The 14,646-nt window shown below is 55.5% G+C and carries 13 protein-coding genes; 5 read left to right on the forward strand and 8 right to left on the reverse strand.

Annotated elements, in window-relative coordinates:
- Positions 1 to 542 precede the first annotated feature (542 nt).
- Both QNK41_RS10625 and eno read right to left on the reverse strand, forming a co-directional pair.
- Positions 543 to 1,364, reverse strand: a complete 822-nt coding sequence (locus QNK41_RS10625) for a hypothetical protein (protein ID WP_319256542.1) — start codon at positions 1,362 to 1,364, stop codon at positions 543 to 545.
- A gap of 88 nt (positions 1,365 to 1,452) precedes the next feature.
- Entirely contained in the window at positions 1,453 to 2,730 is a 1,278-nt protein-coding gene (gene eno / locus QNK41_RS10630; RefSeq protein ID WP_319256544.1) for a phosphopyruvate hydratase, read from the reverse strand.
- A 237-nt stretch (positions 2,731 to 2,967) separates the two neighbouring features.
- Between eno and QNK41_RS10635 the strand changes: the two genes are divergently transcribed.
- Together QNK41_RS10635 and QNK41_RS10640 are read left to right on the forward strand one after the other, a co-directional pair.
- Positions 2,968 to 3,375, forward strand: a complete 408-nt coding sequence (locus QNK41_RS10635) for a hypothetical protein (RefSeq protein ID WP_319256546.1) — start codon at positions 2,968 to 2,970, stop codon at positions 3,373 to 3,375.
- A gap of 43 nt (positions 3,376 to 3,418) precedes the next feature.
- Positions 3,419 to 4,099, forward strand: coding sequence for a thiamine phosphate synthase (locus QNK41_RS10640; RefSeq protein WP_319256548.1), 681 nt, complete (start codon positions 3,419 to 3,421; stop codon positions 4,097 to 4,099).
- 84 nt (positions 4,100 to 4,183) lie between these two features.
- Here the strand turns inward: QNK41_RS10640 and QNK41_RS10645 are convergent, their stop codons facing one another.
- The 4 genes from QNK41_RS10645 to QNK41_RS10660 form a co-directional block, all read right to left on the reverse strand.
- Positions 4,184 to 4,885, reverse strand: a complete 702-nt coding sequence (locus QNK41_RS10645) for an ABC transporter ATP-binding protein (RefSeq protein ID WP_319256549.1) — start codon at positions 4,883 to 4,885, stop codon at positions 4,184 to 4,186.
- A gap of 9 nt (positions 4,886 to 4,894) precedes the next feature.
- Positions 4,895 to 6,052, reverse strand: a complete 1,158-nt coding sequence (locus tag QNK41_RS10650) for an ABC transporter permease (RefSeq protein WP_319256551.1) — start codon at positions 6,050 to 6,052, stop codon at positions 4,895 to 4,897.
- A gap of 3 nt (positions 6,053 to 6,055) precedes the next feature.
- Positions 6,056 to 6,613, reverse strand: a complete 558-nt coding sequence (locus QNK41_RS10655) for a DUF2318 domain-containing protein (protein WP_319256553.1) — start codon at positions 6,611 to 6,613, stop codon at positions 6,056 to 6,058.
- Between the two features lie 674 nt (positions 6,614 to 7,287).
- A complete protein-coding gene (locus QNK41_RS10660; protein ID WP_319256555.1) occupies positions 7,288 to 7,977 on the reverse strand; it encodes a Crp/Fnr family transcriptional regulator in 690 nt (229 codons plus the stop codon).
- A gap of 521 nt (positions 7,978 to 8,498) precedes the next feature.
- On the opposite strand from QNK41_RS10660, the gene hcp reads away from it, so the two are divergent.
- The 3 genes from hcp to QNK41_RS10675 all read left to right on the forward strand — a co-directional run bounded on the left by hcp (position 8,499) and on the right by QNK41_RS10675 (position 11,945).
- The gene (gene hcp, locus QNK41_RS10665) at positions 8,499 to 10,127 is read left to right on the forward strand and encodes a hydroxylamine reductase (RefSeq protein WP_319256557.1); all 1,629 of its coding nucleotides are present in this window, start codon (positions 8,499 to 8,501) and stop codon (positions 10,125 to 10,127) included.
- A gap of 358 nt (positions 10,128 to 10,485) precedes the next feature.
- On the forward strand, positions 10,486 to 11,211 hold the full coding sequence (locus QNK41_RS10670; RefSeq protein ID WP_319256559.1) for an HD domain-containing protein: 726 nt from the start codon (positions 10,486 to 10,488) through the stop codon (positions 11,209 to 11,211).
- Complete coding sequence (locus QNK41_RS10675) at positions 11,208 to 11,945, forward strand: ATP-binding protein (protein WP_319256561.1); 738 nt, start codon at positions 11,208 to 11,210, stop codon at positions 11,943 to 11,945. The genes QNK41_RS10670 and QNK41_RS10675 overlap by 4 nt, the downstream gene beginning before the upstream one ends.
- 87 nt (positions 11,946 to 12,032) lie before the next feature.
- Here the strand turns inward: QNK41_RS10675 and QNK41_RS10680 are convergent, their stop codons facing one another.
- The gene (locus QNK41_RS10680; RefSeq protein ID WP_319256564.1) at positions 12,033 to 13,316 is read right to left on the reverse strand and encodes a hypothetical protein; all 1,284 of its coding nucleotides are present in this window, start codon (positions 13,314 to 13,316) and stop codon (positions 12,033 to 12,035) included.
- 509 nt (positions 13,317 to 13,825) lie between these two features.
- Positions 13,826 to 14,446, reverse strand: a complete 621-nt coding sequence (locus tag QNK41_RS10685) for a hypothetical protein (RefSeq protein ID WP_319256566.1) — start codon at positions 14,444 to 14,446, stop codon at positions 13,826 to 13,828.
- Between the last annotated feature and the right edge of the window lie 200 nt (positions 14,447 to 14,646).

Below are 14,646 nucleotides of genomic sequence, written 5' to 3' on the forward strand. Positions count from 1 at the left end.
GTAAAAACTCCGATATCTGTGTTACACTTCATCCTTCGTCACTGCGGAGTACCGTAAGTACGCTGCCTACGGCACCCGCGATAGCGGTATTCTCAGGATTCGCAAGCCTTGATCTCGGGCTTTTTACGAATCCGTCGGAAATGCGACTTTTTACTGGACCATTAAACTGCCGACGCCGAATGAAAAACAATTGTCATGGCTTCGTGACCGCATGAAAAACAAACCGCAGAATGTCCAATATCCAATATCGATTGTCGAACGAAGGAATCACTTCGTGATGGCGAAATACAAAAATGGACAGTATGCCTCACCTTCGATATTCTGCGGTTCCTTGTTCGACATTGGATATTCTCTTTTTCATCCTGCAGGCCAGGTTGCGCCATCAGTCTTTCCCTGACCATCGCTGGTCATGTCAGGTAGCAAGCGGTGCGACTTTCCGGTCCTACCCCGCCTCAAATGTGGTTTTCAATTTGCCCACCCCTTGCCGGCAGGCATGCTGATTGCGACTGCCTGTACCATATTTGACCGGTTAGGAAAACCGGCTATTCAAATTTTTTCTGAAAGTCCTGCACCGCCTGCTGCACCGCATCCACCGCATCCTGCTTTTGTTCCTGGGGCGTATCGGTATCGTTGAGCGCTACCGATGCTTTCAATGCTTCCAGGTCCATCATGTCTGCCGGGATGGACGGATTGAGGCGAAGGTCGGCTACCCGGATCTCCCGGGCCAGGCGACCGTTGATGCTGAAATCCACCTGGAAAGGGAACCAACCGCTTTGAATCTTCTGCCAGTTCCGGTAAAAAATCTCCAGGCGCCTGTCGGTTGCAACCGTCCCCCGGTCCACCAGAAGCAAACGAACGGGCAGAAAGGTTTCCTTGTCGATGGCCAGTTGGGATACGGATTCATCGGGATAGCGGGCGCCCAGGACGAACACCACTTTTTCATCAAGCCGCCCTAAGCTGGATATGGCCGTCTCGACGCCCAGTCGATTGAGGGTTCGCATCAGGCGCGGCCGGGTTCGGCTTCGCAGCAGCTGCTGGTAGAGATCGAACGGGTTTTCACCCATGGCCATCCGGCCGTCGATCACCGTGATCGAACTGTCCGCAAACACCAGGTGGGTTCGCTGAACCTGGTCGGAAACGATATCCGAACGAAACCGTTCCGGCATCACATAGGTGGCGGTTTCATCATAGACAGTCGGCAACGATTCCGGCGTCTGCGGATATATCAGCAGTTTCTGATTGGCCTGGAGGGCGGCGATGGTACCCATGGCTTCGGCGCTGAGTTCGAGGACATGGGGCCCTTCGAGAACGTAGGCAACGGCCGGGCCGGGTGTGGTCGCGGTGAGAAACATTACCGAAAACATGGCCCATGCCGCTATGATTGAAGTTCTCTTCATTTTGAATAGAACAATAATTACAGGATAATGAAATATTTTTCGCCAGGTACCGCCCCTAATCGCCAATGAAGATCTCCTTGGCGAATTGTGCGCCACGGCCCAGCCGCTCTTCGATGCGGATCAGTTGGTTGTACTTGGCGATGCGGTCGGATCGCGACAGCGAACCGGTCTTGATCTGGCCGCTGTTCACCGCCACGGCCAGGTCGGCGATAAACGTGTCTTCGGTTTCACCGCTGCGATGGGAGATCACGGTGGTGTACCCGGCCTGCTTGGCCATTTCGATGGCGTCGAGGGTTTCGGTAACCGTGCCGATCTGGTTCAGCTTGATCAGAATGGAGTTGGCGATGCCGTCTTCGATGCCCTTGGCAAAGATGGTCGGATTGGTGACGAAGATATCGTCACCCACGATCTGAATGTATTCGTCCAGACGGTCGGTCAGCACGGCCCAGTTTTCCCAGTCCTGCTCGGCCAGGCCGTCCTCGATGGACAGGATCGGGTATTTTTCCACCAAGTCTTCGAAATAATCTACCATTTCAACGGCGGACAGGGATTTGTTCTCGCCTTTGAGGACGTATTTTTTCTTCGTGTAAAATTCGCTGGCCGCCACATCCAGGGCCAGGCCCATATCCTTGCCGGGGGTGTAGCCGGCAGACTTGATGGCTTCCATGATGAAGCTCAGGGCCTCTTCATTGGATTTGAGATTCGGTGCGAAACCACCCTCGTCGCCCACGGCCGTGCTCAGTCCCTTGGACTTGAGGATTTTTTTCAGTGCGTGAAACGTCTCGGCGCCCATCTGGATGGCATGGGCGATCGTGGTTGCGCCGAAGGGGACGATCATGAATTCCTGGATGTCCAGGTTGTTGGCCGCGTGGGCGCCGCCGTTGATTACGTTCATCATGGGCACCGGAAGGATCCTGGCGTTTACACCGCCCAGGTAGCGGAACAGGGGAAGGCCGAAGGCAGAGGCCGCCGCCCGGGCCGCCGCCATGGAGACGCCCAGGATGGCGTTGGCGCCCAGCTTGGATTTGTTGGCCGTGCCGTCCAGGGCCAGCATACAGGCGTCCAGGGTCAACTGGTCGGAGGCGTCCATCCCACGGATTTCATCGGCGATCGTGGTGTTGACATTCTTCACGGCCGTGACCACGCCCTTGCCGCCGTAGCGCTTGGCGCGAGTGTTGCGAAGCTCCAGGGCTTCCCGCGTTCCTGTGGAGGCGCCGGAGGGGACTGCCGCCCGGCCGATGGCGCCGCTGGCCAGCATCATCTCCACTTCCACGGTGGGGTTACCCCTGGAATCCAGAATTTCTCTCGCCGTTACATCGATAATCTCGGTCATGATTTTATCCCCTGATGGTCTGTTTGGCATGGTCGATACCGACCGCGCTGGTGACACGGAAAACGGTTACAACATCTTTAAATGATAATGGTTTGAAGGAATATCCGACCCCGGGAAGCGCGGGCCGGTTGCCGCTTGACAATTCACCGGCAAATGTTACTCTCCTTGCCGGGGGATGTCAAGAAATTGGCCGACAATGGCCGCATCCAAAACCATGCAACGCAGGGATGGACCATCATGAAAGCGAACGATTTATATAGCACCGCCCATCTGTTTGTTGCCGCCGTCCGGGTCCTGGATCACCGGGAGGGTGCACCGCCGTCCATCGAGTCCGTCTGCCGCCTGCTCGACTATTCGGACGAAAAGGGCAGTTACCTGTTCAATCGGTTCAAGGAACAGGGCATCGTCGATACGGTGAAAAGCGGATTCAATGATCGGATTGTCGTGGGCAACCACCTGGCCATCGAGGACCTGCCGAGGGACACCGAAGAAACCCGCCTGGAGCAGGAGTTAAAAAAATTCAAAAAAGGCAAAGACGTCATGAAAGAGAAGGTGGCGTCCATAAAGGCTCAGCAGGATCAGAAAAAGCAGGACCTGTTTGCCGAAATTGAAAAGAAATTGAAGCAGAAGATGGAGAAGAAGTAGGACGCTTTATTTTGGAAGTTGGTTTTTGGAAATTATTTGGGATTTGGTACTTGTACTTTGTTTTTTACGGTTTTACGTACCCATGCGCCTGATCATCATCTCTCCGCCTGAGGATAATCCCGATGAACCGGAAGTGGTCTGCTGGGTCCTGCATCAGTCGTCGGCCACCGTTTACCTTCGAAAGCCGGGGCAAACCGACAGGCAGATCGCCGATTACCTGAAACAGGTTCCTGTTTCGTATCACCCGCGGATCATGGTCCACGGCCACCCGAGGCTGCTCGATCATTTCGATCTCATGGGCATTCATTTTACGGAAAAAGAGAGGACGCACAACCTGCAGCGCCTCCGGCAGCTCAGGTTGGCGCAGCCGGGGTGCCGCCTCTCCTCAGCCTTCCATCGGATTACGGACATCCCTGAATACGACGGCCTGTTCGATTATATTTTGCTGAGCCCCATCTTCGACAGTATCTCCAAGCCAGGTTACCGGTCGGCCTTTGACCATTCGGATTTAAGACCCTTCCTGTCCTGGACGGAGCACACCGTGATTGCCCTGGGGGGGCTCGATGCGCAACGGGCAGTCACGGCCGCATCCCTCGGGTTCAAGGGCATTGCCGTGCTCGGTGCCGTGTGGCAGGCCGTGCCGCCTGAAAAAGCCGCCCGGCAGTTGTCAGCGGTCTGCCGCGCAATCGAAACGCATCCGGTTCACGGCGCACCCAACACTTAACCCCTCCTGCTTTTGCAACGTTGGGGTAAACCCAATGCACTGCTCACGCCAGCCCCTTAAGGCGATTGGCGCGGACTCCCCGGATCACATGCAGTGGGATGGCGGTGCCACGGAGACACCTTTCAACAGCCGTCCGTCGGCCACGTCGAGGACGCGGTGCACATGGGCGGCGCAACGGGGGCTGTGGGTGACCATTACAATGGTCGTGCCTTCGGCGTTGAGCCCCGTGAACAGATCCATGACCGCATCGGTGGTGCGGGTGTCCAGGTTGCCCGTGGGTTCGTCGGCCAGCAGCACCGGTGGGTCGTTGACAATGGCCCGGGCGATGGCACAGCGTTCCTTTTCGCCACCCGAAGCTTCACCGGGCAGACGATCACCCTTGCCATCCAGTCCTACCCGCTCAAGCGCCGCCAGGGCCTTGCTCCGCTTTTCCGATTTGGGCATGCGGATGGTGGTCAACGGCAGCATGACGTTCTCCAGCAGGGTCAGATAAGGGATCAGGTGGAAGCTCTGGAAAACAAACCCCAGAAATTCACGACGGAAATCGGCACGCTGCTCCGATTTCAGATCATAGACATCGATGTCGTCCACCGCCAACGTTCCCGTGGTGGGGGTGTTCATGGCACCGAGGATGGAGAGCAGGGTGGATTTGCCTGCCCCCGATTCTCCCATGATGCCGACGAATTCCCCGCTGTCGATGGTAAAGCTGACGTCGGACAGGGCATGGACTTTTCCGCTGCCCCGCCCATAGGATTTGCCCAGTTGTTGGGCGTTGATACTGCTCATAATTATCTCCTACAAGGACCGCAGGGCGGTGTTGGGGTCCAGCCGGGCGGCCATGATTGCCGGATAGACGCTGGCCGTCAGTCCTACTACCATGGCCAACAGAATCGCACCACCGCACAGCAGCGGATCCCAGGCGGTCGCCGCATGGTCCATGTCTGAAAAAAACCGCACGGCGATGAACGTGGCTCCGGTGCCCGCCAGATAGCCGATGAGGCCGGCCGGGCCGGAGATCATGGCTACTTCGGAAAAGATAATTCCCATGATGTGGCTTTTGCGAAACCCCATGGCCCGGAAAATGCCGATCTCCTCTTTACGCTCACGCACACTGCTCATCATGGTGGTGAGTACCACCAGGCTGCCTACCAGGATGACCACTGCGGACATGCCCATGGAGAAGGCACTGAAGCGGTGAAGGGTGTCCATGCGCCCTTTGACCACCTGCTGGATGGCCATGACTTTGGCGTCGGGAAGCGCGCCCGAGATTTGTTGAACCATATCGTCGATGGGGCAGTCGTGGCACAGGGCCGCCACCTCCACCATGGAGATCTGGCCCTGCTTGCCCAGGATGACCTGGGCGGTAGACAGCTCGGCAAACAACAACTGGTCGTCCTGGCTGCCGGTGGTACCCAGAATGCCCGACACGTGCATACGCCTGCCATTGATGTCAACCGTCTGGCCGATGGTCAGGTTCAGCAAACTGGCGGTTTGGGCACCGGCCAGCACGGCATTGCTGTCGGGCCGGCTGCCGGACAGGCTCCACCATGGTTTGAGGACCTCGACGCGGTTCATTTCGATGCCGGCCAACAGCACGTCGCGGCCGTTGGCGGAAACCACACCCAGCAGGGTCGGTCCGGTGGCGGCGATATTGGCAGCGTTTTTAATGGTGGACAGGCGATGCAGGTCCGCCTGGCGGATCGGCTGCACACCAACGGATACCCCTCCCAGATTGAGCCCGCCATAGCTGAGTTGAAGATCTTCGGTTTTGGGCAGAATCAGAATGTTGGCGCCGTAGCGTTCCATCTTGTGATTGATTTCGGCGGTCATGCTGCGCACGAATCCGATCACCGCCACCATGGCGGCCACCCCGACCACCAGGCCGGCCATGATAAACCCGGCCTTGGCCTTGCGCCGGATCAGGTTTTTTATGGAAATATCGGTCAGCCGCATGATTTACGCCTTTTTGGAAAAATTAAAGTAGCCCTGGCCTTTTTTCAGATCATCCGCCAGAATTACGACCTCATCACCCTGGATGGTCCGGTTCAGCGGTGCCGGGTTGCAGCCTCCCTGGACGACGTTGACCTTCACCGACTCGAAGCGGCGGCCGCAGTTGCGGCAAATCATTACGTCGCCATCCTGCACATAGCCTTTGCCTTCAGGCCAGCAGACATCACAGGCATCAAAGGCTGCCCGGATGACCCCATCGGCACTTTTCAGGATGAAATACTTGATGGTGGTGTTGCTATTGGCATCGGCATATTCAAAATGGCGGGCCTGGCCGTCGTCAAACAGGTTAACTGCATAGGTGAACCGACCGTGGTTGTCGGTCGCCACCGGTTTCGATGACGATTCGTCGGCCGGAAACAGGAACAGGCCCAGGCCGGCAGCCGCGGCAATGACGACAACGGCGGCGATGACGATGGGGATCGGGTTCTTCTTGCTGGTGTTCATGACAATGGCTTTTTTGGCTTCACGGGTTTTGTGGGTCGGTTTTTTTTTCTTGGATGTCATGGTGTAATCCTCTTTTATAATTATCGATGGTGAAACGTTGTGATTCACAAAGATGGTAGCGGTTTATAGCGTGTGGGATGAATGGGATTGCATCAACACCCGCCTCCGACATTGGAAAACAAGGCCAGGAAGGGCTTTCACCCGGACGCCGTTTATCTTCGGGTTAAGAAATTGATTTCAACAGATCAAACGGCAGGATTGTAGATATAATGGGGGGGTGGGAATGGTTGATCCGGTGTCGTGTATTGATATGGAAAGGTGGTGCGATTGGTCCGACATCGCTGCGATGAAGCCACTCGGCAGCAAGAGGATGGTGTCAGCGGTACCTCGTTGAGTGGCCTGGGTCAGCGCCGGGGGCGCGTCCGGCAGGCTATTGGTGGTCACGCGGCACGGAATCGATGCCCTTGGGCTGCAGCAAGCGGAATTCTTATCAGTGTTGGCGCTGATTTTTACAGTCGGCTCAGGACCGTTATTTGCGCAGCAACAGCCCTGTCCGCCGCACCCCATGGAAGTCGAAACGACCGCAAGGACGGGATTGGCAAGCAGAACCAGCATCAACGTCAGGCAAAAAAGCCGCGCCAGGATCATTGGGCGCTTATGTAGCCGAATAGATTTCACGAAAAGAACCATAAAAGAAGTGCCACAATGTGTCAATTTAAAAATGCAAGATTTTTTTATTCGGCCAGCTTACCAGCCGCGGCCAGATCTTCCAGACCGGGTGGATCCAGCAGATAAAGCGCTTTGCCCTCGACCCGGATCAGACCCTGGGTGGACATCTTGGCAAAGATCCGTGAAAGCGTTTCTGGAATCGTGCCCAGCAGGCTGGCCAATTGCCCTTTTGAGATAGCCAGGGTGACGTGTTCTGAATTATCCTGCTCCCGGGCCAGGTAAATCAGGTAGGATGCCAGGCGGGAAGGGACCTCCTTCAATGAGAGATTTTCAATCTGGATAGTGAACTGCCGCAATCGCATGGAGAGCTCACCGAGCATGTTCATGGACAAGGACGGGTGCTCGGCAATCAACCGCACAAACGAATTTCTGGGCAGAAAGAGAATATGGCTCTTGACCAGGGCTTGGGCGTTGGCCGGGAACCGGGAACCGGAGAAGACCGGCACTTCGCCAAAGGGGTTGCCCGGGCCATAAATGTGCAGGATCTGCTCTTTTCCCTCCATGGATGTCTTGAAAATTTTTACCTGGCCGTCGGCGACGATATAGAACCCGTTGGCCTCCTCACCCTCCATGAATATGGATTCGCCGCGCTTGTAATGCCGATCGATGGTGATGCTGCCGATCTCATCGAGCTCTTGTTCCGACAGCCCCTTGAAAAGCGGCGTGATTGAAAGAATCCGGCTTATTTTTTTCATCTGTCGTCATCCTCCATGCACTTATTTGCCTTTCCCGGTTGCAATGCACAAATTCGCAACTACAATTAAGGCAATTGCCTACCTGCCGTTATGAAGTCCTGTGGCGTTGCTCACGATTCAGATCATCTTATTATTGTGGCAATTGAAAATACCAATAATATTCAGGTCAGTCCCAACCGTAAGGATAAAAAAAGCGATTTTCAGTTCGCTCGCTAAGCCCGCCGCAAGCGGCGGGGTATGCACTCGCTGTCGCGGTTCAAAGCAATGAGTTTGCTTGGATTTTTGATATAAGTCAAGGTGTATTGGCCGTCAACCGTTTATGGTTAGGATGGCTCCAACGGGGAGCATTCAGATCAGAAAAAAAAAGAATCAACCTGTTGACCCAGGTCAAGGACAATTAAAATTAAAGCATGTAAAAGACGATCAACCGGGTCAAACAAGATTCGGCGGCAACGACAACAAAAGCAATAACGGAAACGATAGCAATAGTCAGATTCACCACAACCTAAGGAGGAATCACCATGTTTTGTTTTCAGTGCGAGCAGACAGCCAAAGGCGAAGGATGCACCAAGATCGGCGTATGCGGCAAACAGCCCGATGTCGCTGCCCTTCAGGACCTTCTCGTTTATGCGACCAAGGGCATCGCCCAGGTGGCGATTGCCGGGGCCAAGGTCAATGTCAGTGACCCGGTCGTCGACCACTTCACCAATGAAGCCATTTTCTCCACCTTGACCAATGTCGATTTCGACCCGGCCCGGTTCGTGGTCCTGGTCAAGGACGCCGTGAAGCATCGCGACGCGCTCAAGGCCAAGGTTCAGGCGGCCGGCGGCAATGTCGCCTTCGCCGACGGCCCGGCGACCTTCGTTCCCGCGGCAGACCAGGCCGGCATGGTGGCCCAGGGCGAAAAGGTGGGCGTCAAATCCGATTTGACCGTCAACCCGGACATCCTCTCCCTGCGTGAACTGATCGTATACGGCATCAAAGGCCTGGCGGCCTATGCCGACCATGCCCGTATCCTGGGCCAGGAAGACGAGATGATTTCCGCTTATATTTACGAGGCAATGGCCGCCACCCTGGACAACAGCCTGGGCGTCGACGATTACGTCGGTTTGGCGCTTAAATGCGGCGAAGTCAACCTGCGGGCCATGGAACTGCTGGATGCCGGCAATACCGGCACCTACGGACACCCTGTGCCCACCGCGGTGCCCCTGGGCGCCAAAAAAGGCAAGGCCATTCTCGTTTCCGGCCATGACCTGAAGGATCTGGATCTCATCCTGAAGCAGACCGAAGGCAAAGGCATCAACGTGTATACCCACGGTGAAATGCTGCCCTGCCACGGCTATCCGGAGCTGAAGAAGTACAGCCATTTTATCGGCCACTACGGCACTGCCTGGCAGAATCAGGCCAAAGAGTTTGCCGCCTTCCCCGGTGCCATCGTCATGACCACCAACTGCATCCAGAAACCCAGAGAGTCCTACGAGGCGAACATCTTCACCACCGGCCTGGTTGGATGGCCCGGCGTCACCCACATTGTTGAAAAAGATTTTACCCCGGCAATTAAAAAAACCCTGGAACTGCCCGGCTTTGAAGCGGACGTCCCCGGCAAGCAGGTCATGGTCGGCTTTGCCAGAAACGCGGTCATGGGTGTGGCTCCAACGATCATCGAAGCGGTGAAAAGCAAGGCTATCCGGCACTTTTTCCTGGTGGGCGGCTGCGACGGCGCCAAACCGGGGCGCGACTACTACACCGAACTGGTTGAAAAGATCCCCTCCGATTGCGTTGTGCTGACCCTGGCCTGCGGCAAGTTCCGCTTTTTCGACAAGGACCTGGGCGACATCGGCGGTATTCCCCGCCTGCTGGACGTGGGGCAGTGCAACGACGCCTACTCGGCCATCCAGATTGCCGTGGCCCTGGCCGGTGCATTCGAATGCGACGTCAACGATCTGCCGCTGTCCATGATCCTCTCCTGGTACGAGCAGAAAGCCTGCGTGATTCTGCTCTCCCTGCTGCACCTGGGCATCAAGAACATCCGCCTGGGACCCAGCCTGCCGGCTTTCATTACCCCCAACGTGCTGGATGTACTGGTGAAAAACTTCAACATCATGCCCATCGGCACCCCGGATGAGGACCTGAAGGCAATTTTGGGGTAGTAGACTGCGAAATAGCAGACATTTTGAAAAAGAATCGGCTGTCGGGCAACCGGCAGCCGTTACATTCGCCTAAATCACAATAGTCAAAAACCAAAAGACAAATAAATCACAATAGTCAAACTCAAAATTCCAAACCTTACACTTGTGAAGAAAGGACATACCAATCGCCAATTTGGGAGAAATCAAAATCAAAGGCAACTGTTGGTTTTTGCCCTTTTTTGAGATTTGGTTATTGTAATTTGGAATTTATTTGGAATTTGTTATTTTAGATTTTGATGCTTGCAACTTGTTGCCTACGGCCTACGCTTTTTCAACAGCACCGGTTTATCCGGGTTAGGTAAAATTAAGGAGGACCACCATGAAATGCCCCGGACAGGACACCCTATATTGGAAGCCCGGTGCCATTTATGAGGTTCCGTGCCCCAAATGTGGTGCCAACGTCGAGTTCTTCAAGGACGACACGGCCCGCAAGTGCCCCAAATGCCAGCACCGCTTCGTCAACCCGGATCTGGATTTCGGGTGTGCAGCCTACTGCCAGTATGCCGAGCAGTGTATCGGCACCCTGCCCGAGGAGTTCTTGCTGCAAAAGGAAGACCTGCTCAAGGACCGGGTGGCCATCGAGATGAAACGCTATTTCCGTAGCGACTTCAAGCGCATCGGCCATGCCACCCGGGTGGCCCGCTACGCCGAACGCATCAGCCGGGCCGAGGGGAGCAACCCGGCGGTCGTACTGTGTGCGGCCTACCTGCACGACATCGGCATCGTCGAGGCGGAGAAAAAGCACGGTAGCAGCGAAGCCCGATATCAAGAGCAGGAGGGACCGGCCGTGGCCCGGGAGATCCTGGAAAAATTGGGGGCCAAACCCCCGCTGGTGGAGGAGGTTTGCGATATCGTCGGCCACCACCATCACCCGCGTGAGGAAGAAACCCTGAACTTCAAAGTGCTCTACGACGCGGACTGGATAGCCAACCTGGAAGACCGAATAAAGGAAAACGGGCTCCAGCCCGAGAAGATAGAAACGATTATTGCCGAAAAATTGATGACGGAAAATGGCCGGACAGAGGCCAGAAAGACATTGCTATGAAAGTAACTCGAAAGATCATTGAAATCGATGAAGAACGCTGCGACGGATGCGGCAATTGCGTCATCTCCTGCGCCGAGGGCGCACTGAAAATCATCGACGGAAAAGCCAAGGTGATTTCCGACAACCTGTGCGACGGCCTGGGAGCCTGCCTCGGCGAATGTCCCCAGGATGCCCTGCAGATTATCGAACGTGATGCCGAGGATTTCGACGAAGCGGCCGTGGAAAAGCACCTGGAGACGCACAAGGGACATGAAGAGAAGCAGACCATGCCCTGCGGTTGCCCGTCCACCCAGATCCAGAGCTTTGCACCGACAGCCGGCTGTCAGAGCGCCAACACCCCCACCTCTTTTGAAAAGGCCGCCTCCGCCCTGACCCACTGGCCGGTCCAGATCCGCCTCATCCCGCCCACAGCACCCTTTCTCAAAGGCGCCGATTTATTGGTGACGGCCGACTGTGTACCCGTGGCCTTTCCCAGCCTGCACCGGGATTATCTGGAAGGCAAGACCGTCATGCTGGGCTGCCCGAAATTCGACGATGTCCAGTCCTACATCGACAAGTTTGCCGAGATATTCAAGACGGCGGGTGTGAAAAGCGTCACCACAATGATCATGGAGGTGCCCTGCTGCTCCGGCCTGCCCATGATCGTGAAAAAAGGAATGGAGGCTTCCGGGGTGAATGTGCCCAGCCGGGAGGTCGTCGTCAGCACGCGTGGAGAGATTCTCGAGGAGCGCTGAACACGCAAGTATCCGGATTTCATTGTGAAAAAAACGCCGCTACCCCATAGACAGGGTCGCGGTGTTTTCGATTTAAGGTTCAGCCGTTCATTGCCTGTCAGCCCTATTCACGAGCGTGCTGAGTAATCGATTGTACTCATCGAACAACTCATGGCTCTCCAAAATACTCCCGTGATCTTCGTTGAGGCCTATGGTTGTAGAGGCTTCCCGCTGAGCCCGGTAGTCCAGTTCACTTTCCAATTCAACGGTGCCGTCGTTGTTGGCCATGAACAGGCTGCAATCCCCCTTGAAGCTGAAGAACAGGTGATGGCTCACCCCCGCAGGCAGCGGAGTGGCAAACAAATTTCGGATGAAGTCGCTGTCCGGTCCCATATCGTGCCAGGAAGGGACGGCCACCGGTGCTTCCTCCGCACCTTTGGCCGCCATCCGCGAACCGCCCCAAGGGGTCGATATGGAAACAAACAGGTTGACGTCCGCCGGGTTGTCCGTCAGAGCATATTCTTTTATGAAAGCCCGGGAAACCAGCCCACCCATGCTGTGGGCAGTGACTGCCAGCGTATTAAAATCGTAGGCGTCGCGAAGCATGACCACCGTTTCGCTCAGTGCGTTGGCGACGGATGTCAACCGAATACCGGAGGGATAGTAGAAGAACCAGGGTTGAAAATGATCCCGATCCATCGCGTCGACCATCGGTGAATACCCCACGGGTGTTCCCACCGCGCCATGGACAAAAAGGACCGGGATCTTTGCGGGGTCGAAAGGCTCCAGAAAATAGATCCCGAAACCCAGCTCTTTCAAGAATGTGGCTGGTTTCCAGTACCCTAACGAGCCGTTCTCCTGGGCGAAAATGGAATCGTCGAGTTTAGCGATCGTGCCCAGGCGTACCAGGGATTTGGCCTCGACGAGACTGGTGTCGTCCAGCGAGGGAAAGTCGGATAGAGTCCCTCCGGGTGGTTTCAGAACCATCTCCAGCCTGGTGACATCCCGAGTATCCGGCAGCCCGACAGTGGGCTGCGGGGGAATAGCTATCTCATCCGGTGCACCATATCGTCCAGCGAGTTCTCCCATGTCCCAGGCCATATTGCTGTTTGTATCCGCGAATGCCGCTAAGCTGTAAACGCCCGGGTGGACCAGAAACGAAAAATCACCCGTGGCCTCGGTAAAAACAATTTGTTGAATGGTCTTGGGTTCTTCTGAATGGCTGTATAGGATGACCAGCACGGGGCCTGTCGCCTGCTCATGGTTCGAAATTTTCCCGGCAATGGCATAGGATTGATCGAATTCCGCCAACTCCTCCTTTAGATCCTTAAAAATGCATCCGTTTAAAAATGCAGACAAACAGAGCATGAGAATAAGGGTAATGCGTTTCATGTGCGTCCTTTCGTGGGGAAGACGGCTTTAATCATTTTAGATTGGCTCATCCTGATAAACCCCATCGTTGCAAAAACCGGAGGGGATCAGAGCCAAGGCGTCAAGGGTGAAGCCGTAGAAATTTACTGCGATCCCTTGGTAACGAAGGTTCTGGGCGCCTCCGGCTTTCCCGGTAGGGTAAAAAAAATGAGAAAATTATCGTTACACCCTGGACGGCACATTTGGTGAATTCCAGAACGTAAGGATAAATCATGATCTTCATTTATGATTTCAAATAGTAACGATAATTTTCGAATTTTTTTTATTCAACGTTGGGGTAAACGCTCCTAAGAATCCCCCCACCCTGTCCCTCTCCCCGAAGGGGCGAGGGGACGCATTCAGCGCTTTTCGTTCAGCGATGGGACAATAGTGGTCCGATACATCGCCTTCCACTCCCGAAGAGAAGATGGCAGGGGTCAGGGGTGTTGACGTTTCGACCAAATTGTTTATGCGACATTGGGGTGGGGCCTTCAGCCACAGTCTCTGGGCAACTTATACTCTTGCCGGATATCCATCAGTTTCTGTTGGGCCGTTTGCATTTCGGTTTCCGCCTGGGATTCGGACGAGAGGTTGCCGTCTTTTTCCACCAGATCGGGGAACAGGGCCCGGGCCTGGTCCTCCTGGCGGCTGTCTGCAAAGGTGATCACCTGGAGCCACAGGCCGGCTAATGCAAAGTTCGGGTTGTCGGATTGGGCCGCCGTACGGCCGTACCCCTGGGCGACCTCGTGTTTGCATTCCACCAGGGCGGCCAGGCCGTTGAAGGCATCGTCACCCAGCCTTTTTCTCAAGGCTTCCAGTTCGGCGGCCTGTTGGGCCTTTTTTTGATTGCTGTCGGCCACGGCCCCGGACATGGCCCCGGCGGCGGCACCGGTACTGCCCCCCCATACCGCGCCCCTGGCGGCTGCCTCACCGACGTCACCGCCAAATACCAAGGCGCTGACCATCCCCCCGACGGCCCCTACCACCGCGCCGGTGGCGGCTCCCTGGCCAGCGCGCTGCATGGACTGTTGGGAGCAGGCGGGGAAGATCATCAAGGTGAGAATAACAGCTGTGGCTATCCATTTGAGAGAATATGGTTTTATTGGTTTCATTCGTGGCCCTTTCAAGTGAAGGTGAGTACCGGTTTAGGCGGTAGGTGCTATAGGAATATTAGTAATTAAAATCGTGTTTGTCTTTTCTTTTCCCAGAATCTATTTTGCTTACCAGCTTACCAGCTTACCAGCTTACCAGCTTACCAGCTTACCAGCTTACCAGCTTACCAGCTTACCAGCTTACCAGCTTACCAGCTTAC

The sequence above is a fragment of the Desulfosarcina sp. genome, assembly GCF_033791525.1.
Taxonomy (GTDB): Bacteria; Desulfobacterota; Desulfobacteria; order Desulfobacterales; family Desulfosarcinaceae; genus Desulfosarcina.

Coding starts and splice junctions, on each gene's coding strand:
- QNK41_RS10680 (WP_319256564.1), bottom strand. CDS start 13,316: ATGAAACGCATTACCCTTATTCTCATGCTCTGTTTGTCTGCATTTTTA.
- QNK41_RS10660 (WP_319256555.1), bottom strand. CDS start 7,977: ATGAAAAAAATAAGCCGGATTCTTTCAATCACGCCGCTTTTCAAGGGG.
- QNK41_RS10670 (WP_319256559.1), top strand. CDS start 10,486: ATGAAATGCCCCGGACAGGACACCCTATATTGGAAGCCCGGTGCCATT.
- eno (WP_319256544.1), bottom strand. CDS start 2,730: ATGACCGAGATTATCGATGTAACGGCGAGAGAAATTCTGGATTCCAGG.
- QNK41_RS10675 (WP_319256561.1), top strand. CDS start 11,208: ATGAAAGTAACTCGAAAGATCATTGAAATCGATGAAGAACGCTGCGAC.
- hcp (WP_319256557.1), top strand. CDS start 8,499: ATGTTTTGTTTTCAGTGCGAGCAGACAGCCAAAGGCGAAGGATGCACC.
- QNK41_RS10645 (WP_319256549.1), bottom strand. CDS start 4,885: ATGAGCAGTATCAACGCCCAACAACTGGGCAAATCCTATGGGCGGGGC.
- QNK41_RS10685 (WP_319256566.1), bottom strand. CDS start 14,446: ATGAAACCAATAAAACCATATTCTCTCAAATGGATAGCCACAGCTGTT.
- QNK41_RS10650 (WP_319256551.1), bottom strand. CDS start 6,052: ATGCGGCTGACCGATATTTCCATAAAAAACCTGATCCGGCGCAAGGCC.
- QNK41_RS10655 (WP_319256553.1), bottom strand. CDS start 6,613: ATGACATCCAAGAAAAAAAAACCGACCCACAAAACCCGTGAAGCCAAA.
- QNK41_RS10625 (WP_319256542.1), bottom strand. CDS start 1,364: ATGTTTTCGGTAATGTTTCTCACCGCGACCACACCCGGCCCGGCCGTT.
- QNK41_RS10635 (WP_319256546.1), top strand. CDS start 2,968: ATGAAAGCGAACGATTTATATAGCACCGCCCATCTGTTTGTTGCCGCC.